Source organism: Streptomyces sp. NPDC015125 (assembly GCF_043080045.1).
GTDB lineage: Bacteria > Actinomycetota > Actinomycetes > Streptomycetales > Streptomycetaceae > Streptomyces.
In genome coordinates, this window is record NZ_JBIBVF010000001.1 from 651,264 (window position 1) to 671,073 (window position 19,810).

At 70.0% G+C, this 19,810-nt stretch carries 16 protein-coding genes; 6 read left to right on the plus strand and 10 right to left on the minus strand.

What is annotated here, in order from left to right; all coding sequences use genetic code 11:
- Positions 1 to 33: 33 nt before the first annotated feature.
- From ACF088_RS02810 to ACF088_RS02825, 4 genes are all read right to left on the minus strand, one after another.
- A complete protein-coding gene (locus ACF088_RS02810) occupies positions 34 to 1,992 on the minus strand; it encodes a hypothetical protein (RefSeq protein ID WP_392373565.1) in 1,959 nt (652 codons plus the stop codon).
- A 464-nt stretch (positions 1,993 to 2,456) separates the two neighbouring features.
- Entirely contained in the window at positions 2,457 to 3,029 is a 573-nt protein-coding gene (locus tag ACF088_RS02815; RefSeq protein ID WP_392373566.1) for a DUF6113 family protein, read from the minus strand.
- Entirely contained in the window at positions 3,026 to 4,027 is a 1,002-nt protein-coding gene (mshB, locus tag ACF088_RS02820) for an N-acetyl-1-D-myo-inositol-2-amino-2-deoxy-alpha-D-glucopyranoside deacetylase (RefSeq protein ID WP_392373567.1), read from the minus strand. Before mshB ends, ACF088_RS02815 begins: the two co-directional genes overlap by 4 nt.
- Before the next feature lie 110 nt (positions 4,028 to 4,137).
- Positions 4,138 to 4,332: a hypothetical protein gene (locus ACF088_RS02825; protein WP_328384777.1), complete on the minus strand. Its 195-nt coding sequence runs from the start codon at positions 4,330 to 4,332 to the stop codon at positions 4,138 to 4,140.
- 304 nt (positions 4,333 to 4,636) lie between these two features.
- Here ACF088_RS02825 and ACF088_RS02830 point away from each other — a divergent pair, with 304 nt between their 5' ends.
- Positions 4,637 to 6,826: a prolyl oligopeptidase family serine peptidase gene (locus ACF088_RS02830; RefSeq protein WP_392373568.1), complete on the plus strand. Its 2,190-nt coding sequence runs from the start codon at positions 4,637 to 4,639 to the stop codon at positions 6,824 to 6,826.
- Between the two features lie 82 nt (positions 6,827 to 6,908).
- On the opposite strand, the gene ACF088_RS02835 is transcribed toward ACF088_RS02830, so the two are convergent.
- Positions 6,909 to 8,033, minus strand: a complete 1,125-nt coding sequence (locus tag ACF088_RS02835) for a hypothetical protein (RefSeq protein ID WP_392373569.1) — start codon at positions 8,031 to 8,033, stop codon at positions 6,909 to 6,911.
- 483 nt (positions 8,034 to 8,516) lie between these two features.
- Between ACF088_RS02835 and ACF088_RS02840 the strand changes: the two genes are divergently transcribed.
- The 5 genes from ACF088_RS02840 to ACF088_RS02860 all read left to right on the plus strand — a co-directional run bounded on the left by ACF088_RS02840 (position 8,517) and on the right by ACF088_RS02860 (position 14,777).
- The gene (locus ACF088_RS02840; protein ID WP_392373570.1) at positions 8,517 to 9,551 is read left to right on the plus strand and encodes an ABC transporter permease; all 1,035 of its coding nucleotides are present in this window, start codon (positions 8,517 to 8,519) and stop codon (positions 9,549 to 9,551) included.
- A 105-nt stretch (positions 9,552 to 9,656) separates the two neighbouring features.
- A complete protein-coding gene (locus ACF088_RS02845; protein WP_392373571.1) occupies positions 9,657 to 11,456 on the plus strand; it encodes an ABC transporter substrate-binding protein in 1,800 nt (599 codons plus the stop codon).
- Between the two features lie 124 nt (positions 11,457 to 11,580).
- Positions 11,581 to 12,552 carry an ABC transporter permease gene (locus ACF088_RS02850; protein ID WP_392373572.1) on the plus strand — a complete coding sequence of 324 codons (972 nt, stop codon included), beginning with the start codon at positions 11,581 to 11,583 and terminating at the stop codon, positions 12,550 to 12,552.
- Positions 12,553 to 12,563: 11 nt separating this feature from the next.
- Complete coding sequence (locus tag ACF088_RS02855) at positions 12,564 to 13,625, plus strand: ABC transporter ATP-binding protein (protein WP_392373573.1); 1,062 nt, start codon at positions 12,564 to 12,566, stop codon at positions 13,623 to 13,625.
- Positions 13,626 to 13,637: 12 nt separating this feature from the next.
- Positions 13,638 to 14,777 (plus strand): ABC transporter ATP-binding protein, encoded by a 1,140-nt coding sequence (locus ACF088_RS02860; RefSeq protein ID WP_392373574.1) that lies wholly within the window; start codon positions 13,638 to 13,640, stop codon positions 14,775 to 14,777.
- A gap of 245 nt (positions 14,778 to 15,022) precedes the next feature.
- On the opposite strand, the gene ACF088_RS02865 is transcribed toward ACF088_RS02860, so the two are convergent.
- From ACF088_RS02865 to ACF088_RS02885, 5 genes are all read right to left on the minus strand, one after another.
- Positions 15,023 to 15,511 (minus strand): ricin-type beta-trefoil lectin domain protein, encoded by a 489-nt coding sequence (locus ACF088_RS02865; protein WP_392373575.1) that lies wholly within the window; start codon positions 15,509 to 15,511, stop codon positions 15,023 to 15,025.
- Positions 15,512 to 15,793: 282 nt separating this feature from the next.
- Entirely contained in the window at positions 15,794 to 16,858 is a 1,065-nt protein-coding gene (locus ACF088_RS02870; RefSeq protein ID WP_392373576.1) for an ABC transporter ATP-binding protein, read from the minus strand.
- On the minus strand, positions 16,845 to 17,885 hold the full coding sequence (locus ACF088_RS02875; RefSeq protein WP_392373577.1) for an ABC transporter ATP-binding protein: 1,041 nt from the start codon (positions 17,883 to 17,885) through the stop codon (positions 16,845 to 16,847). Before ACF088_RS02875 ends, ACF088_RS02870 begins: the two co-directional genes overlap by 14 nt.
- Before the next feature lie 11 nt (positions 17,886 to 17,896).
- Positions 17,897 to 18,886: an ABC transporter permease gene (locus tag ACF088_RS02880; RefSeq protein ID WP_392373578.1), complete on the minus strand. Its 990-nt coding sequence runs from the start codon at positions 18,884 to 18,886 to the stop codon at positions 17,897 to 17,899.
- Positions 18,879 to 19,802: an ABC transporter permease gene (locus ACF088_RS02885; protein ID WP_392373579.1), complete on the minus strand. Its 924-nt coding sequence runs from the start codon at positions 19,800 to 19,802 to the stop codon at positions 18,879 to 18,881. Before ACF088_RS02885 ends, ACF088_RS02880 begins: the two co-directional genes overlap by 8 nt.
- Positions 19,803 to 19,810 lie beyond the last annotated feature (8 nt).

The following is a 19,810-nucleotide window of genomic DNA, read 5'->3' on the forward strand; positions in this document are numbered from 1 at the left end:
GCCTCTTACCTGCGGTTTTGCGGTGCGCGGCGGTCAGTTGCCGTTCGTGGCGATGGTCTGGACCCGCTCGGACGGGGTGGTGCCGAGCAGCGCCTTGCCGACGGCGCTCGCCACCTCCTCGACGCTGACCGGGTGCTTGGAGCCGTCGCCCTTGGTCACCGTGACGCCGTTGAAGGTGTCGCCGTAGAGCTCCTTGAGGGCCGGACGGTCGTAGTACGGCACCAGACCGCCGTCCACGATCTTGAACGACAGGAACTTCGGGATGGACTTCTGCGGGCTGAAGGAGACCGTGTGCGCCGCATCCGTACGGACCGTCACCAGGCCGGACATCGCGGGCTCGGCGAACTGCTTCATCGCCTTGTTCACCGCGGCCTTGTCGACCTGCGGCCGCTGCGTGCCGGCGGCCAGCACCACCGGTGCGTCGGTGCCGGTCGTGGCGCGGTTGCGGTAGGCGTCGGTGACCTTCTTCTTGGACGCGTTCACATCGATCGCCTTGTGGGGCACGCCGTAGTGCGGCACCGCCTTGCCGTTCTCGAAGGTGATCCCGCCGTCCTTGGCGGCGCCCGCGGGCCCCGCGGCGTTCTCCAGCGCGATCTGCAGCTTCTCGTCGTCGACGACCACCGCGGGCTCGGCCGGGCGGGTACCGCCGAAGAGCGAGCCGATGACGGAGACCGGGTTGTAGTCCCGGCCGGCTGCCTTGCGGACCGTCGCCTGCGGATCGATGTCCAGGCCGGCCTTGTCGGGTTCGAGGGTCGCGGCCTTGCCGTCCACGGTGAGCTTGAGCGGTGTGGCGCGGCGGCCCTTGAGCGCCGTCTCCAGCTTCTTGACGGCCTCTTCCTTGGTGGTGCCGCCGATGTCCACGCCCAGCGCGGTGGTGCCGTTGGGCACATCGGCGTGGTCGAGCAGCAGACCGGCGCCGTAGGCGACACCGGCCAGGACCACCACGGCCACACCCGCGAGAACGACCTTGTTGCGGCCCTTCTTGGGCGGGTTGATCGGCTCGGGGATCTTGGGCCGCGGCTTCGGCGCGGCCCGATCGCCGTCAGCGGCCGGGGCTGCCGCGAACGGCGACGGCGGAGACGACGGCCCGTCGGCTCCGGGCACCTTCGGGATGCCGCTGACCAGCGTGTCACCGGACACCCGGTCGCGGCCGCCGCCCTGGGGGCCCTGCGCGCCGCCCTTGCCCCGAGGGCCGCCGGGCGCCGTGCCCTTCGGCCCGCCGGGCAGCCCGCCCGTGACGCCACCGGGCGCACCGAGGCCGCTGCCCGGCCCGGCGAGCGGCGCCGGCGGCTGCGGGGTGAGCTCCGCGGTGTCGTCGATGCGAGGCGTGCCGCCGGTGCCGGGGTCGCTGAAGCCGGGCGGGAGGTTGAGCGCGGAGCTGCCGCGCGCCGGCCCGGTCGTCGGGCCGTTCGGGCCGCCCGCCGGGTCGTCGAACGGGGTGTGGTCACGGGCGGGCCCGGCGGGGGCGTCGAACGGCGAACCGCCGCCGGAGGCCGCACCGTCGTACGGCGAACCGCCGCCGCGCGGACCGCTGTCGAACGGCGTGCCGCCGCCCTGGCGCGCACCGCCGCCGGGCCGGCCGCCGCCGTCGAACGGTGACGCGCCGTCCTGCGGGGCCGGGCTGTCGGAGAAGTACGGGAGGTCGGGGCGCTGCGGCGGCTTGGCGCCGGACGGGGCACGCGGCGGGGTCGCACCGCCCGGGGCGGGCGCACCACCCGGAGCCGGTGTACCACCCGGAGCCGGTGCACCGCCCGGAGCCGGCGGCACGGCATGGGACCCGGTGGAGGACTGCCCGCCGGATCCGGCCTGCGACTTACGCGGCGCGAACCAGTCGCTGGTCTTCTCGGCCTGACCGCCCGCGGGGGCCTCGTCCGCCGGGGCGTCGGGCCGGGGGGTGTTCGCCGTACGCTCCGCGTTCCGCTCGCTGCCGCGGGCAGGGCGGGGCGTACCGCGGGAACCGGCGGGACCGCCGGATGCAGCCGATCCGTTCATGCCGGACTCCTCACCGACGGGCTTGCGCACGACGACCGGCGGGATGGGGCGCGACCCCGGAATATTGATCTTGATCCGCGTCGTCAGTGTGGTCTCGGTTTTGGGCTCCTCCGGCTGCGCCGCGGCACCGGGCGCCGGCGCCTCGTCGGCATCTCCCCTGGGCGAGCCGTACGGCGGCGTCCCTGACGGGTACGCGGCTCCGCCACGGCCCTGAGGGCCGGAGGACGAACTGTCAGATTCACGACTCAAAGCAGGTTCTCCCGGTTGGCTCCGCCGCTCGTCAGAGATGATCCCCGGCCACAGGCCGGGGGGTGCCCCCAGGGCGGCGCGACGGCGCGCACCACCATACTGTCCGCCGCGGGCGGGCACCCGAGGAGCGTACGAACACCGCCGCCACGGGCGAGCCCCCGGTACCCGTTCCGTTCACCCCGACCCGCGCGGCATCCGTCCCGGTATCGACCACGTCATCCGCCAACTCGGCCGTATCGGACGGCCGTAGCACGCATCTGAGCGGCGGTGGCGCAGATCACAGCGACCAGGATGCCGCCCAGCAGGAAGATGTACGAACCGATCCCCGCGCCGAAAAGAAAGTCGCCTTCCGGCCGGACATTGCCGAGCAGCAGGAACACCGTCACCAGCCAGGCGCCTCCGGGCACCAGCACGCCCGCGGAGGTGCCGGTCGCCCGGACACCCCCGTAGAAGAGGCCGCCGACACCGGCCAGTGCCAGCACCAACCCACCGGGGAACCAGGCCGCTTGCACCAGCGTTCCGGCGAAGGCGACCAGTACGCCCGCGACCAGAAGAAGCACATATATGCCCACCCGGCCCGGCGTCAGCGGCGCGGTCAGCGCGGCTCCGGCCGACGGCACCACGGGGGCACCGGACCGCGCACCGGGCGCGCCGCCCGATCCCGCCCTCGACCGCTGCTCCTTGCCGGAGGCCGCGCCGCCCCTGCCGCCGGAAGCCGCACCGCCCTTACCGGCGGCCGCTCGGCCGTTTCCTTCGGCGTCGCTCCCGCCGCCCTTCGCCGTACTCATTCCGCCGCCTCCTCGATCCGGACACTCTCCTCCATACCCACCATTTCGCCCACACCCGCGAAAAGATCGTCCTCGTGTGTGCCGTCCTCGTGTGCGCCCGCCGCGGCGCCCGGGACACCGTGCACCAGCCGATAGTGTTCCGAGCCGAACAGCGGCTGCCCCAAGTCGTTGGAGAGCGCGAAGAACGGCCCGTCGACCGCGATCTGGGTGTAGTGCGCCCGCATCGCCGCGGTCTTGGCGGCGAGGTGTGCAGGATCGCCGTGGAGGGACGCCGTGACCTCGGAGTCCGGCACCACCCCCGGCACATCGTCGACGGTGGCGACTCCGGGGAAGCTGTGCCCTGCCGCGTGCAGCCGCGCGAAGCCCTCCTCGACGACGGACCGGGGGGTGCAGTTCCAGTAGATCTTCCCGATCGCATGCGCACCGCCCAGCTCGGGCCGGAAATCCGCCTGCCCGGCCAGCTCGGCGCCGCGCATCGCCACCCGGTGAGCCTGGATGTGATCGGGGTGGCCATATCCGCCATGCGGGTCATAGGCGACCAGGACCTGCGGCCTGACCTCACGGATCACGGCCACCAGATCGGCGGCCGCCTCGTCGAGCGGGGCCTGCCAGAAGGCGTCAGGACGCTCGTTCTGCACCGCGCCCATCATCCCGGAGTCCCGGTAGCGTCCCGGCCCGCCGAGGAAGCGGTGGTCCGTGACGCCCAGGGCCTCCATCGCGGCGGCCAGCTCGCCGGCGCGGTACGGGCCGAGGGTGTCGTCACGGTCCGGCGCGAGATGCGCGAGCTCGGGCGGGATGACCTCGCCCTCCTCGCCGAGTGTGCAGGTCACCAGGGTGACCAGCGCGCCTTCGGCCGCGTACTTGGCCATGGTCACGCCATTGACGATCGACTCGTCGTCGGGGTGCGCATGCACCAGCAGCAGCCGGCGGGAAGAAGCCGGGCGCGAAGCGCTCCCCTCGGAGGGGACCGACCGGGACGGGGCGGGCTGAGGACTCATACGGACAGCCTACGAGCCGCCCGGTCCGCCTTCCGCGGGCGATCCCGGCCGCCCCCCGCACACCCGGCCGGAGGGCGGGCATGCGACGGACCGGACCGGGCGGGAGCCGCTCAGAACTTGATGTTCCCGAGCATGCCGGCAACGTTCGTCGTCAGCTGCTTGATCGTCGGCGCGATGGACGAGCTGGCCAGATAGAAGCCCAGCAGCATGCACACAAAGGCATGCGGGGCCTTCAGTCCGGACTTCTTGACAAGCAAGAAGACGATGATCGCCAGCAGCACCACCGCCGAAATCGAGAGTGCCACGGCGGCTCACCTCCAAGTACTCGGGGTCCGGACAGAGTTGGTGGCACCCGGGCCGTCTCCACGAACCCGTGCACCGGGTATGCCAAGGGCTCTTTACCCCGTACCCACGACACCCAAGAGATCATAACTTTCCGTCCTAGCGCATAAGTCGGAGCACGGAAGCAGAACGGGGGCGCACACGATCTTCACGAGCGCGACCGCGGTGAGCCTGTCCCTGTCGACGGCGAATGCGGCGCACCAGACGCCGTCCGGCCCGCCCCACGAGCGAACGACGCGTCGTGAAGACAGCGCTTAGGCTCGGCCCATGACCGGACAGCCTTCGTTCCCGCGGCAATACGCCCGTACGCAGCGCTTCACTCTGGGCGCACCTCGCGGCTACGCCCTCTCCCCCGACGGCACGCGCGTCGTCTTCCTCCGTTCCCGTTCGGGCACCGACCGCAGCCAGCAGTTGTGGGTGCTCGATCTGGAAGCGGGACGGGAGTTCCCGGCCGCCGATCCGCAGGCCCTGCTGGCCGGGGCGCAGGAGGACCTGTCGCCGCAGGAGCGGGCCCGCCGCGAGCGCAGCCGGGAGAGCTCGGCGGGCATCGTCGGCTATGCGACGGACTCCGCCGTGGAGTTGGCGGCGTTCACCCTCTCCGGCCGGCTGTTCGTCTCCGAACTACGGGCCGGCACCACCCGTGAACTCCCGGTCCAAGGACCGGTCGTGGACCCCCGCCCGTCGCCGGACGGCCGGCAGGTCGCCTTTGTGGCGGACGGCCGGCTGCGGGTGGTCGCGGTGGACGGCGCCACGACACCGGACGGGGACGACGGCGCTCCCGCGGGCGCCGGACCGGCGGACCGGGTGCTGGCCGAGCCCGACGGGCCGGAGGTGACCTGGGGGCTGGCGGAGTTCATCGCGGCCGAGGAGATGGGCCGCTACCGGGGCTTTTGGTGGTCTCCGGACAGTGCTGCGGTGCTGGCGGCGCGGGTCGACGAGGCGCCGGTGCAGCGCTGGTGGATCTCCGACCCCGCCCATCCGGAGCAGGAGCCCGTCCGGGTCGCGTACCCGGCGGCGGGCACCCGCAACGCCGAGGTCACGCTGACGCTGTTCGGCCTGGACGGCTCGCGTACGGACATCGGCTGGGACACCGAGCGCTACCCGTATCTGGCGCGCGTCCACTGGTCGGCGGCCGGGCCGCCGCTGCTGCTCGTCCAGGCCCGCAACCAGCGCGACCAGCGCTATCTGGCCGTCGACACCGCGACCGGTACGACCAGGACGGTGCACGAGGAAGAGGACGGGGCGTGGGTCGAGCCGTTCCCCGGGGCACCGGCCTGGACGCCCGACGGGCGGCTGGTGCGGATCTCCGACGAGGGCGGCGCGCGCAAACTGTTCGTCGGCGCCCGCCCGTTGACCGGTGCTCCGCTGCACGTCCGGGCCGTTTTGGACATCGGCGAGGACGATGTCCTGTTCTCCGCGAGCGGCACCGACATGCACGACATCGGCGTCTACCGCGCCTGGTTCCGCGGCAGCGGTGACCAGGGCGGCTGGGAGCGGGTCGGGATGCGGGCGTATCCGACGGTGTCCTCCGCGGTGCGCGGTGGCGCGGTGACCGTGCTGTCGCAGACGTCGCTGGAGCGGCCCGGCACCCGGGTGGAGGTGGTGCGGCTGGATCCCGATGGCGGCGAGAAGACCCTTGCCGCCATCGGCTCCTGCGCCGAGGAGCCGGTGCTGACCGCCCGCCCCCGTCTCGTCCTGGCCGGGGAACGCGAGATTCCGTGCGCGGTGCTGCTGCCCACCGGATACCGGGAGGGCGACGGTCCGCTGCCGGTGCTGATGGACCCGTACGGCGGTCCGCACGGCCAGCGGGTGGTGGCCGCGCACCACGCCCATCTGACCTCCCAGTGGTTCGCCGACCAGGGGTTCGCGGTGATCGTTGCGGACGGCCGGGGCACCCCGGGCCGCTCCCCCGCGTGGGAGAAGGCGATGTTCCGCAACCTCGCGGAGGTCGCCCTGGACGACCAGGTCCACGCCCTCCAGGCACTGGCCGGATCTTTTCCTTTGGACATGGTGCGGGTGGCGATCCGCGGCTGGTCCTTCGGCGGCTACCTCGCGGGGCTCGCGGCGCTGCGCCGCCCCGATGTCTTCCATGCGGCGGTGGTCGGTGCGCCGGTGACCGATCTGCGTCTGTACGACACCCATTACCAGGAGCGGTATCTCGGCCACCCGGACGAGGAGCCGGCGGTCTATGCCGCGAACTCACTGATCACGGATGAGGGACTGTCCGGGGCGGTGGAGCCGCACCGCCCGATGCTGATCGTGCACGGCCTCGCGGACGACAACGTCGTGGTGGCGCACGCGCTGCGGCTCTCCTCGGCGCTGCTGGCGGCGGGCCGCCGGCACGAGGTGCTGCCGCTGTCCGGCGTGACGCATATGGCCTCGCAGGAGCAGGTGGCCGAAAATCTGCTGCTGCTCCAGGTGGACTTCCTCAAGCGGTCCTTGGGGATGGCGCCCTGAGGACGTAGCGCGTCACGCGCCCGGAGGGCGTCTCACCCAAGGACGCGTCACGCGCCCGGCAGGCCCCTTCCCGGCAGGCGTCTCACCAGCCGGGCGGAAGCCTGGACGGCGGGGGCGGGGCGTGCGGCGGCCGCGCCTCGCCCGGGGCGGAGCCGTACGCCAGCACACCGTCCGTGTGGTGGGCGGCAGCCGGTACACCGGGGCGGGCCGCCGCGATCAGCGCGGCCAGCCCGGCGGCCGCCACGAAGGCCGCGGTGCCCACCTCCAGCCGGGCCTGGACGGGCAGTGTGCCGAGGCGGCCGAACTCCCCGGTGCGTACGGCGAAGACGAGCGCCACGGCTCCGTGCACCAGCAGCAGGGCCGCGGCCGTCATCGCCGCGGGCCGGGCCCAGGGCGCGCGGCGCAGTACGGCGGCCGCGGCCGCCAGGGCCAGCAGCGCGAGGGCCGTCGCCTGCCAGTGCACCGGGGGCTGCAGCAGGGCGCGGAAGACCGACGCGTCCCCGAGCAGCCCCTTGCGATAGACGTCCCCGCCGAGCCGCTGCTGCCAGTGGATCTCCCAGCCGGCCACGGCGAGTCCGGCGGCGCCCAGGAGCACGCCGGCCGTGACGGACGCTCCCTTGTACGGCCTGCCGGGCCGCTCGGGACGCGCTCCGGACGGCGCCGCGTGGACCACTCCGTACGCCCAGGACGCCACCTCCGGCAGCCCGCGCGCACCGTGCCTCGCATACCGGCCCGCCCGGCCGCCCCGTCGCCGGCCCGCCACGACCACCACGATCAGCACGACCGCCAGGGCGAGCTGGGTGATCGCGGTCAGCCGCGCCCGCGCCGTGAGCCCGCTGTCCAGCCCCTGGAGCCAGCCGGCACCCAGCATCCACACCAGCGGGAGGCGCAGCAGTGCGGTGGCGGCCGCCAGGGAGAGCAGTGCGCCCGCGGCGACGGACGAGAGGACGGCGCTGCGCACCGTGGCGACCGCGACGACGAGCGCGCCGAGCATCAGCAGCGGGTCGAGCGCCGAGGTGGCCCAGGCGGTGAACTCCCGCGGCCGGCGCGCCTCTCCCAGCCAGGTCCAGCACACGTCCGCGCCGTGCTGGGCGATCGTCAGGTCCCGGACGATCCAGCCCGCGGTGAGCAGCGCGAGCAGCAGGCAGGCCAACGCGCCGATGCCGCGTGCGCCGCGGGTGAGAACGCCGTCCCGCGTGGTGGACACGGCCAGCCCCCGTCCGTGTCGATGTACCGGGTGGTCCTGGGCGGCTCCCGGAGGGCGCCCACCCGCAGGTCTACTCCAGACCCGGCGCAGGGACAACAGAGCCGCAGTGAGCGGCGGACGAAATATGCGCAAAAGCAGCAACCGGCCGGAACGCCGTCTGGCGCTCCGGCCGGTCTACGGCACCCGCACGGCCGTACGTTGTTCATCATGGCGCGTCCGTATATCGGTGTTGCGACAGTGAAGTTGCCTTCATGTTAAAGACGTTCGTACCGATATGTCCCCCATGCCGTATATCACGCCCCCCTGTCAAGCACGCCCTGGCGTCAACTTGCGCAACGTTCGCTCAAGAAGTAGACGACCTGTTCACGAGCACACCCGATCCCCTTGACTCCGCCATAAATCACTTGCGACAGTCCGCTCATCCAGCGGTGCATTCGGTGCCGCTTCACGTTCCAAGAGAACTCGGCGCGGGGGCACTTCGCGATGACTAGTCCATCCCAGACCGCGGCTACCACGTCCGACACCCCAGGACTTGGCCCGGAAGGTCTGAAGAAGGCGAAGGACGGCAAGGGCGGTGAGCTCGTCGGCCGTTCACCCGGACAATTGATGTGGAGACGCTTCAAGCGGGACCGCACCGGTGTCGCCTGCGCCGTCATCGTGCTGGCCTTCTTCGTCGTCTCGGCGCTCGCTCCGGTGATCGCCTCGTTGTACGGCAAGAACCCCTACACCTTCTACGGCAACGAAGACCCGAGCCTCTTCGACGGGTTCGGCTATCCGATGGGGGCCAACGGCGGGATCTCCGGCGACTTCTGGTTCGGTATCGAGCCCGCGCTGGGCCGTGACCTGTTCACCAACCTGCTCTACGGCATGCGGATGTCCTTGGGTATCTCGGTCGCGGTGACCATCCTCGTGGTGATCACCGGCACGCTCCTGGGCGTCACGGCCGGCTATATGGGCGGCCGGACCGACTACTGGCTCGGCCGGATCATCGACTTCCTGCTCGCCTTCCCCAGCCAGCTGACCTTCGTGGCCTTCATGCCCGTGGTCGTCGCGTTCTTCATCCCGCCGGGCGACGAGACCCCTACCTATGTGCGCGTCGTGGCGCTGATCCTGGTGCAGTGGGCGCTGGGCTGGATGGGTCTGGCCCGGCTCCTGCGCGGCCAGGTGCTGTCGCTGCGCGAGCGGGAATTCGTCGAGGCCGCGAAGATCACCGGCGCCTCCCCCTGGCGGATCATCCGCAAGGAACTGCTCCCCAATGTGGTCACGCCCATCCTGGTGCAGGCCACCTACATGCTCCCGCTGTTCGTCACGGCGGAGGCCGGCCTGTCCTATCTGGGCGTCGGCATCATGGAACCGACCCCGGACTGGGGGCGGCTGTTCCACACGGCCGGCATGGTCTACGAGAACGACCCGACCTTCCTGCTCTTCCCCGGCGCCGCAATGGTGATCTTCGTGCTGTGCTTCAACCTGCTCGGGGACTCGGTCCGGGACGCCTTCGACCCCAAGTCCGGGCGCTGATCGTCCATGTGAGGGGGGCGGCTGCCACCCCCGCGCCGGGCTCGTACCCGGATGCGTCAGGCAGCACATCTGGACAACAACCGACAGGCAGGTGCTTGGAACCTCATGAACGCACTATCTACGCGCAGAGCACGCGCGACGGTCGTGGCCCTGGCGGCCGCCTCCCTCGCGCTCACCGGCTGCAGCAGCGGCGGCGGCACCGGCAAGGACGAGTCGCAGACCGAAAAGGACGCCGCGGCGCAGGCCAAGGCGGTGCCGATGGGCACGGCCGCCGACTCCACCGGCCCGGCCGCCGAGGTCAAGGGCGCCCGCAAGGGCGGCAGCATCCGCGTCTACCAGCGTGACAGCTTCAACCACCTGGACCCGGCGCAGATGTACGTCAGCGACCTCGGCGACCTGTCCAAGCTGATCTTCCGTGGTCTGACCACCTACAAGCAGGACGACAAGGGCAACAAGACGGTGGTCGGCGACCTCGCCACCGACGCGGGCCAGATGTCGGACGGCGGCAAGACCTGGAAGTACACGCTCAAGGACGGCATCAAGTTCGAGGACGGCCGGCCGATCACCTCGAAGGACATCCGCCACACCATCGAGCGGATGTACACGAAGTTCATCACCGACGGGCCCACCTATCTCCAGACGTGGCTGTCGGGCGAGGGGACCACGTACCGCAAGGCGCTGCCGGACGGTCCGTACAAGGGCGACCACCTGCCCAAGAGCGTCCTGGACACCCCGGACGACAACACCGTCATCTTCCACTTCAAGAAGCCGCAGTCGCAGGTGCCCTACGCGCTCGCCATCGCGGGCTACAGCGCCGTCCCGGACAGCGCGAAGGACACCAAGGAGAACTACGACGTCAAGCCGGTCTCCTCCGGCCCGTACAAGTTCGCCTCCTTCAAGGAGGGCAAGTCCGCGAAGCTGGTGCGCAACACCCACTGGGACCCGAAGACGGACCCGGCGCGCCACCAGTACGTCGACGGCTACGACATCACCTTCAACCACCAGTTCTCGGACTCCACCAAGCGCCTGATGGCCGACCAGGGCGAGGCCAAGAACGCGATCAGCTTCACCAACGCGGTGGAGCCGACCCAGACCAAGCAGGTGCTGGACAACGCCAGCGCCAGCAAGCGCCTGGTGCAGGGCTACCAGCCCTACGTCTGGCAGATGAACATGAACATGGACCGCCTCAAGGACAAGAAGATCCGTGATGCGATCACCTACGCCATGCCGAGCGCCCAGATCGTCCGCATAAACGGCGGCAGCTACGGCGGTGAGGTGGCCGGCGGCCTGCTCGCCCCGACCGTCGCGGGCTACGAGAAGGGCTACGACCCGTACGGGAAGCTCAAGCACCCCAACGGCGACCCGGCGAAGGCCAAGCAGCTCCTCAAGGAGTCCGGCAAGTCGGGCATGAAGCTCGTCTACGCCTACTCCAACACCGAGATCCGCCAGAAGGAAGCCGCGGTCATCGAGGACGCGCTGAACAAGGCCGGGTTCAACGTCCAGAAGAAGGAGGTCGACGCGGCCTCCTGGTACCAGCAGATGGGCAAGGTCGACAACGGCTTCGACATCTACATGACCGGCTGGGGCCAGGACTGGGCGGACGCCTCCACCGTCATCCCGCCGTCGTACGACCCGCGGCAGATCCAGGACGGCGCGGCCAACTACTCCCACATCCGTGACACGCACGTCAGCGCCGAGATCGACCGCATCGAGAAGATCGCGGACGTCACGAAGCAGACCGCGGAGTGGCAGAAGCTGCACCACTACATCGTGGAGAAGCTCAACCCGGCCGCTCCGGTCTTCTACACCAAGGTGCTCCAGCTGTACGGCTCCAACGTCGGTGGTACCCGCTACAACAGCGACACCAACTACCTGGACCTGAACACGCTTTACCTCAAGAAGTAAGCAGCAGCAAGCACCGGAAGGCGGTCCGGAGAGCGCGCGGCACGGCGGAGCGCGCGCTCTCCGGGGCCTTCCCCGCCACCCTCACTCCCCACTGCCGCCGCCGTCCTGAGAGCAGCGAACTGCCATGCTTCCCTTCCTATTCCGCCGGATCCTCGGCGCGGTCATCATCCTCCTCCTGCTGAGCGCCTTCACCTTCTTCGTCTTCTTCTCCACAGGCGACCCGGCGATGATGGCGTGCGGCAAGAACTGCACCGCCGACAACGTCGCCCTGATCCACCACAACCTCGGTCTCGACAAGCCCGTGACGACGCAGTACTGGGACTTCCTCGTCGGCATCTTCGCGGGGCGCGATTACAGCGTGGGGCACTGCAGCGCCCCCTGCTTCGGCTACTCCTTCGCCACCCGGCAGGACGTCTGGGCGACGATGATGGACCGGCTGCCGACCACGGCGTCGCTGGCCATCGGCGGCGCGGTCGCCTTCCTGGTCATCGGCCTGGGCGCCGGTCTGCTGGCCGCCTGGAAGAAGGGCTCGCTGCTGGACAAGACCGTCACCGGCGCGTCCATGGTGCTCAGTTCGGTACAGATCTACATCCTGGGCCCGATCGTCCTCGGCATCTTCGTCTACAGCGGCATCATGGCCTCCCCCAAGTACGTGGACTTCAGCAGCAACCCGGCCGGCTGGTTCATGGGCCTGCTGCTGCCGTGGCTGGTGATGTCGACGATCTTCACCGCCCAGTACACCCGTATGGCGCGCTCAACGATGATCGAGCAGCTCCAGGAGGAGCACGTCCGTACGGCCAAGGCCAAGGGCATGCCGGCGCGTTATGTCTTCCTGCGCTACGCCTGGCGGGGTTCGCTGATCCCGATCGTCACGATCCTGGGCATCGACCTCAGCGCGCTGTTCGGCGGCGCCATGATCACCGAGTACACCTTCTCGCTGGCGGGCCTGGGCCGCCTGGCGATCAACTCCGTCACCACCCTCGACCTGCCCATGATCCTGGGCGTGCTGATCTTCAGCGCCGCCCTGATCCTGGTGTTCAACATCATCGTGGATGCGACGTACGCCCTCATCGACCCGCGCGTGCGCCTGTCCTAGGAGAGCCTGAAGTGACCACACTCACCAAGACCGAAGGCACGCCGGTCCCGACCGGATCGGACCCCTTCCTGTCCGTCCGCGACCTTCAGGTGCGGTTCTCCACCGAGGACGGCATCGTCAAGGCGGTCGACGGCCTCTCCTTCGACCTGGAGCGCGGCCAGACGCTCGGCATCGTCGGCGAGTCGGGCTCCGGCAAGTCCGTCACCAACCTCGCCGTACTGGGCCTGCACGACCCGAAGGTCACCGAGATCGGCGGCGAAATCGTCCTGGACGGCCAGGAGTTGACCGGAGCCCGGGAGAAGACCCTGGAGAAGCTCCGCGGCAACAAGATGGCCATGATCTTCCAGGACGCGCTGACCGCCCTGTCGCCGTACTACACGGTCGGCCGGCAGATCGCCGAGCCGTTCATCAAGCACACCGGTGCCAGTAAGCGCGAGGGCCGGCAGCGCGCCATCGAGATGCTGACCAAGGTCGGTATCCCGCAGCCCACGCTGCGGGTGGACGACTATCCGCACCAGTTCTCCGGCGGTATGCGCCAGCGCGCCATGATCGCCATGGCGCTGGTCTGCAACCCCGAGCTGCTGATCGCCGACGAGCCGACCACCGCCCTGGACGTCACCGTCCAGGCGCAGATCCTCGACCTCCTCAAGGACCTCCAGCAGGAGTTCGGTTCCGCGATCATCCTGATCACCCACGACCTCGGCGTGGTCGCCAACACCGCGGACGACCTGCTGGTGATGTACGCGGGCCGGGCCGTGGAGCGGGGCTCCGTCAAGGAGATCCTCACCCAGCCCCGGCACCCGTACACCTGGGGCCTGCTGAGCTCCATGCCGCGGCTCTCCTCGGACGTCAGCGAGGCGCTGCACCCGATCCCCGGGTCGCCGCCCAGCCTGCTCAACCCGCCCTCCGGCTGCGCCTTCAACCCGCGCTGCGGCTTCACCGGCGAGGTCGGCGGTGCGCGCTGCACCGACGAGCGGCCGCTGCTGGAGCTGGGGCGCGCGGCCGCGTGCCACCTGAGCGCCGAGCAGAAGCAGACCCTCTTCACCGAGCAGATCAAGCCCCGGCTGGGCTAGGGAGCTACCACCATGGCAGACAACGTCACCCTCCCGGCGCCTCGCGACGCCGCGCCCGTCCCGGGCGAGCCGCTGCTCACCGCCGAGGGCCTCACCAAGCACTTCCCGATCTACGGCGGATTCCCGTTCAAGCGGAAGGTCGGTGCGGTCCAGGCGGTCGACGGCGTCGACCTGACCGTGCACGCCGGCGAGAGCTTCGGTCTGGTCGGTGAGTCGGGCTGCGGCAAGTCCACCACCGGACGGCTGCTCACCCGGCTGATGGAGCCGACCTCCGGCAAGATCACATACGCGGGTCAGGACATCACCCACGCCGGCCGCAAGGAACTGGCGCCGATCCGGTCCGAGATCCAGATGATCTTCCAGGACCCGTATGCCTCGCTCAACCCGCGGCAGACGGTGGGCAGCATCATCGGCGGCCCGATGGAGATCAACGGGATCAACCCGCCCGGTGGGCGGGAGAAGCGGATCCAGGAGCTCCTGGAGACCGTGGGTCTCAACCCGGAGCACTACAACCGCTTCCCGCACGAATTCTCCGGCGGCCAGCGGCAGCGCATCGGCGTGGCCCGGGCGCTCGCCCTGGAGCCGAAGCTGATCGTCGCCGATGAGCCGGTCTCCGCGCTCGACGTCTCCATCCAGGCGCAGGTCGTCAACCTGCTCCAGAAGCTGCAGCGCGAGCTGGGCATCGCGTTCCTGTTCATCGCCCACGACCTGGCGATCGTGCGGCACTTCAGCGAGCGGGTCGCGGTGATGTACCTCGGCAAGATCGTCGAGGTGGGCAGCCGCGACGAGATCTACCACCGGCCCCGCCACCCGTACACCCACGCCCTGCTCTCGGCGGTGCCCGAGGCCAAGCTGGTGGAGAGCGAGGAGGAGGACCGCGAGCGCATCCGCCTCGCCGGTGACGTCCCCTCCCCCGTCAACCCGCCCTCGGGCTGCCGGTTCCGTACGCGGTGCTGGAAGGCACAGGACAAGTGCGCGACCGAGGAGCCGCCGCTCGTCCAGCTCACCGGGAACAAGGGCGGCCATCTCACGGCCTGCCACTTCCCGGAGGAGCCGACGACCGCGGCCCGCGACGAGGCCATCATCCTCGACCCGGCGCTGGCTGCGATGGAGGACGTCGAGCCGGCCGACGAGGCCGGTACGACCGACTAGAGACGGCAGCTGCTCGAACCGGAGCCGCTCGCGCCGGAGCCCGCTTTCCCCATGGGAGGCGGGCTCCGGCCGTACCGGGCCCGCGCCGGCGGGTCGGTCCGGGTCCGGAAAGGCGCATCGGCCTGCCGGTCGGGACCGGCAGGCCGATGGCCGAAGGCGAACACGCCTGCTCCGGATGCAGAGTCCGAGCGCGTCGGCCGGTACCGCTCCGGTGTGGCCGGGCAGCGGTACCGAAGAGGTTCCGACTAGTTGTAGTCGGCCACCCACCACTTCTGCTGGGTGTTGTGGCCCGGGGTGCAGACCGCATTGCCCCCCGACACCTTGAGGTAGCAGCGGCCGAGGCCGTTTCCGTAGATGGCCTTCTCCCCGTCGTGGAAGGAGTTCACGCTCCACGCCATGGACCACGTATTCGGGTCGCTGGTGCACTTCTTCGCGTAGACGGAGCCGCCGCTGTTCTTCTTGGTCGCCAGGCAGGGGCCCGCCGCCGGATTCGCATACGCCGAAATGATCTCGTCGCCGGGGTAATTCGCCCAGTTCTGCTTCGCATCACCGGTGTTGCACTTCACGGCGGTCACCCGCTTGTCGAACCCGTTGAACTTGAGGCACTTTCCGGCCGCCACATTTTTGATGTTGAACCCCTGGACGGGTGCGGCAGCTGCCGACGTCGCACCGAGAGTCGCCAGTCCGGCCATAGCCAGACCCGCGATGGTCATACCGAAGCCACGCTTCACCATTCCCCCTGTTTTTGCCTCTGTTCGGTCGGCACCGACAGGTCCGCCCATTTCGCCGCCAGCGCGACGCATGGCGTCCCCGCCTATTCCCTGCGGAGCGGTCGCCTTCACAGGGAATGCCTCGCCGATCGCCTTCCGGTGGCGACCGACAAGACCATTCAAACTCAAGTCGATCTTCGCCGCCTGCGTATTTAACAAGTATTGACCAGGCGGTTTTCAGCGTCCGCACTTTTCATCGTTCCAGTTATCCATGCCGGTTGATGCGGCGAATTGACCGACTTTTCCTCACTCACTGGGCGCCACTTGCCGCTCCTCGGCGAAGTGACAGGCCGAGGCATGTGCGGCCGGTCCCGCCAGGTCCCGGAATTCCGCGGGCACTTCCAGCGGTGGCACGACATCCGCGCACACCTGCCGGGCCTTCCAGCACCGCGTACGGAAGCGGCAGCCGGAGGGCGGTGCGGCGGGCGAGGGGACATCGCCCGCCAGCAGGATGCGCTCACGGTGGCTGCGGGCGTCCGGATCGGGGACGGGGACGGCGGACAGCAGGGCCTGGGTGTACGGGTGGGTGGGGTGTTCGTAGATCTGCTCGTCGGTGCCGGTCTCGGCGAGCCGGCCCAGGTACATCACCGCGACGCGGTCGGAGATATGCCGTACAACGGACAGATCGTGGGCGATGAAGACGTACGACAGGTCGAACTCGTCCTGCAACTGCTCCAGCAGATTGACCACTTGGGCCTGGACGGAGACATCCAGCGCGGAGACCGGCTCGTCGGCGACGATGATCTCCGGGCGCAGCGCGAGGCCGCGGGCGATACCGATGCGCTGGCGCTGTCCGCCGGAGAACTGGTGCGGATAGCGGTTGATGTACTCGGGGTTGAGCCCGACCACGTCCAGGAGTTCCCGGACCTTCCTGCGGCGGTCTCCCTTGGGGGCCACCTCGGGGTGGATCTCGTACGGCTCGCCGATGATGTCGCCGACGGTCATCCGGGGGTTCAGGGAGGTGTAGGGGTCCTGGAACACCATCTGGATATTGCGGCGTACGGCCCGCAGGGCCCGCCCGGACAGGGTGCTGAGGTCCTCGCCCCGGTACCGGATCCGACCTGCCGTCGGCCGCTCCAAGCCGACCAGCAGCTTGGCGACGGTGGACTTGCCGCAGCCCGATTCGCCGACGATGCCGAGCGTTTCGCCCTTGTGGAGGTCGAAGGAGACGCCGTCGACGGCCCGGACCGCGCCGACCTGTTTGTGGAAGAGCACGCCCCGGGTGAGCGGGAAGTGTTTGACCAGGTCGCGGACCTCCAGCAGCGGTTCCGTCGCACCGGCCGCCGGGGTGCCGCCCTCACCGGGCCTCATCGAGCGTCTCCTTCCAGAAGTGGCAGGCGCTGGCCCGGCCGGGTCCGGCCTCGTAGAGCGGCGGAAGGTCGGTGCGGCAGACGTCCTGGGCCAGCGGGCAGCGCGGGTGGAAGGGGCAGCCGGGCGGGATGGCGGTCAGATTGGGCGGCAGGCCCTTGATCGCGTACAGCCGCTGCCCCTTCTGGTCCAGCCGTGGGATGGAGTCCAGCAGACCGCGGGTGTACGGGTGTGCGGGCGCCCGGTAGAGCTGGTGGACGGGGGCGGTCTCGACGATCCGGCCCGCATACATCACCGCGATGGTGTCGGCGACGTCGGCGACCACCCCGAGGTCATGGGTGATCAGGATCAGCCCCATGGTGAGTTCCCGCTGCAGCTCCGCCAGCAGGTCCATCACCTGCGCCTGGACCGTGACATCCAGTGCCGTGGTCGGCTCGTCGGCAATGATCAGGTCGGGGCCGAGGGCCAGCGCCATCGCGATCATGATGCGCTGGCGCATCCCGCCGGAGAACTGGTGCGGATAGTCGCCCACCCGCTGCCGGGCCGCCGGGATGCCGACCCGCTCCATCAGCTCCACGGCTCTGCCACGGGCGTCCTTACGGGACATCCCCTCGTGGACCTGGAACATCTCCCCGAGCTGTGCACCGACGGTGAGGACCGGGTTCAGTGAGGACAGCGAGTCCTGGAAGATCATCGCCATCTTCGCGCCGCGGACCTTCCGCCGCTCCTCCTTGCGCAGGGTGAGCAGATCGCGCCCCTGGAAGACGATCTCCCCGCCGGTGACGAACCCGGGCGGTGAGTCGAGGATGCCCATCACGGCCTGGGCGGTGACGGACTTGCCGGAGCCGGATTCCCCGAGCACCGCCAGCGTCTGCCCCGGCGCCACGCGGTAGCTGACGCCGTTGACGGCCTTCGCCACGCCGTCGCGGGTACGGAACTCGACCCGCAGATCGCGCACGTCGAGCAGGGGCGGTTCCGCGAGCGCCGTGGCGGCGCCCGCGGACCGTCCGTCCGCGTCCTCGTTCGTCATCTTCCGGCTCCTCAGCGCAACTTGGGGTCGAGGGCGTCGCGCACCGCGTCGCCGAGCATGATGAACGCCAGCACCGTGATGCTCAGTGCGCCCGCGGGCCACAGCAGCATGTGCGGCGCGCTGCGGATGTAGGTGGAGGCCGTGGAGATGTCGATGCCCCAGGAGACGGTGGGCGGTTTCAGGCCCGCGCCGAGGTAGGAGAGCGTCGCCTCCAGCGCGATGTACGTACCGAGCGCGATGGTGGCGACGACGATGACCGGTGCGACGGCGTTCGGTGCGATGTGCCGCAGCAGCATCCGTCCGTTGCCGGCGCCCAGCGCCCGTGCGGCCTGGACGTAGTCGTTCTGCTTGGCGGTGACGACGGAGCCGCGGGCGATACGGGAGACCTGCGGCCAGCCGAGCAGCACGATGAAACCGACCACCGGCCAGACCGTGCTGCTGGTGACGACCGAGAGGAAGACCAGACCGCCGAGGATCACCGGGATGCCGAAGAAGATGTCGGCGAGCCGGGAGAGCAGATTGTCCCCCCAGCCGCCGAAGAAGCCGGCCAGCCCGCCCAGCAGGCTGCCGAGCAGCGCCGCGCCGGTCGTGGCGCAGACGCCGACGGTGATGGAGGCGCGGGCCCCGTAGACCACCCGGGTGTAGACGTCCCGGCCCTGGGTGTCGAAGCCGAAGGGGTGGCCGGGCTGGGAGCCCTGCTGTGCCTTGGCGAGGTCCGCACGGTACGGGTTGCCGGTGGCGATCAGCTGCGGCCAGATCGCGATGATCACCAGGAACACGATGACCAGCGCGGAGACCACGAAGACGGGGTTGCGGTACAGATCGTGCCAGGCGTCGCTCCACAGACTGCGGGGCTTGCCGGGCTCCTTGCCGGGCGGTCCGGCGCCCGGCGGGGCCGCACCGGGCCGCCGCTCCAGCGACTCCGCCTCGCCGATGGCCAGCGCGGCGGAGCCGCCGTCGCCGTGGCCGATGGCTTCCTTGGGGACGTAGGGCTCAGGCATAGCGGATCCTCGGGTCGAGGACGGCGTACAGCAGGTCGACGAGGAGGTTGGCCAGCAGGAAGACCAGCACCAGGATCGTCACAAAGCCCACGACGGTCGGCGAGTTCTGCCGCAGGACTCCCTGGTAGAGCTGGAAGCCGACGCCATGGATGTTGAAGATGCGCTCGGTGACGATCGCACCGCCCATCAGGGCGCCGATATCCGTGCCGATGAAGGTGACCACTGGGATCAGCGAATTGCGCAGCAGATGGCGGGTGATGACCCGGTGCCGGGGCAGGCCCTTGGCGATGGCGGTGCGGACGTAGTCGGCGCGGGCGTTCTCCGCGATCGAGGTCCGCGTCAGCCGGGTGACATAGGCGAGCGAGACCAGGGCCAGCACCAGTCCCGGCAGCAGGAGTTCGTTCAGTGGCGCTTCCGGGGCGACGGACGGCGCGGCCCAGCCCCACTGCACCCCGAACAGGAACTGCAGCAGATAGCCGCTGACGAAGGTCGGGATGGACACCACGACGAGGGTGAGGACCAGCACCGTGGTGTCGATGTCCCGGCCGCGGCGCAGCCCGCTGAACACCCCCAGGACGATGCCCGCCACCATCTCGATCGCCACGGCGATGACCGTCAGCCGTAGCGTGACGGGGAAGGCGGAAGCCATCAGCTCGGTGACCGACTGACCGTTGAACGCGGTGCCGAAATTCCCCTGGAAGATCTGGCCCATGTAGTGCAGATACTGCTTCCACAGCGGCTCATCGAGGTAGAGGTCGCGGCGGATCTGCGCGGCGGTGGCGGGGTCGGGGGCCCGGTCGCCGAACATCGCGGCGACGGGGTCGCCCAGTGCGTAGACCATGAAGAAGATCAGGAATGTGCTGCCGATGAACACCGGGATCATCTGGAGCAGCCGCCGGATCACATAGCGTCCCATGAAGCGTC

Coding starts and splice junctions, on each gene's coding strand:
- ACF088_RS02880 (WP_392373578.1), bottom strand. CDS start 18,886: ATGCCTGAGCCCTACGTCCCCAAGGAAGCCATCGGCCACGGCGACGGC.
- ACF088_RS02860 (WP_392373574.1), top strand. CDS start 13,638: ATGGCAGACAACGTCACCCTCCCGGCGCCTCGCGACGCCGCGCCCGTC.
- ACF088_RS02830 (WP_392373568.1), top strand. CDS start 4,637: ATGACCGGACAGCCTTCGTTCCCGCGGCAATACGCCCGTACGCAGCGC.
- mshB (WP_392373567.1), bottom strand. CDS start 4,027: ATGAGTCCTCAGCCCGCCCCGTCCCGGTCGGTCCCCTCCGAGGGGAGC.
- ACF088_RS02815 (WP_392373566.1), bottom strand. CDS start 3,029: ATGAGTACGGCGAAGGGCGGCGGGAGCGACGCCGAAGGAAACGGCCGA.
- ACF088_RS02810 (WP_392373565.1), bottom strand. CDS start 1,992: ATGAACGGATCGGCTGCATCCGGCGGTCCCGCCGGTTCCCGCGGTACG.
- ACF088_RS02875 (WP_392373577.1), bottom strand. CDS start 17,885: ATGACGAACGAGGACGCGGACGGACGGTCCGCGGGCGCCGCCACGGCG.
- ACF088_RS02850 (WP_392373572.1), top strand. CDS start 11,581: ATGCTTCCCTTCCTATTCCGCCGGATCCTCGGCGCGGTCATCATCCTC.
- ACF088_RS02885 (WP_392373579.1), bottom strand. CDS start 19,802: ATGGGACGCTATGTGATCCGGCGGCTGCTCCAGATGATCCCGGTGTTC.
- ACF088_RS02865 (WP_392373575.1), bottom strand. CDS start 15,511: ATGGTGAAGCGTGGCTTCGGTATGACCATCGCGGGTCTGGCTATGGCC.
- ACF088_RS02840 (WP_392373570.1), top strand. CDS start 8,517: ATGACTAGTCCATCCCAGACCGCGGCTACCACGTCCGACACCCCAGGA.
- ACF088_RS02870 (WP_392373576.1), bottom strand. CDS start 16,858: ATGAGGCCCGGTGAGGGCGGCACCCCGGCGGCCGGTGCGACGGAACCG.
- ACF088_RS02845 (WP_392373571.1), top strand. CDS start 9,657: ATGAACGCACTATCTACGCGCAGAGCACGCGCGACGGTCGTGGCCCTG.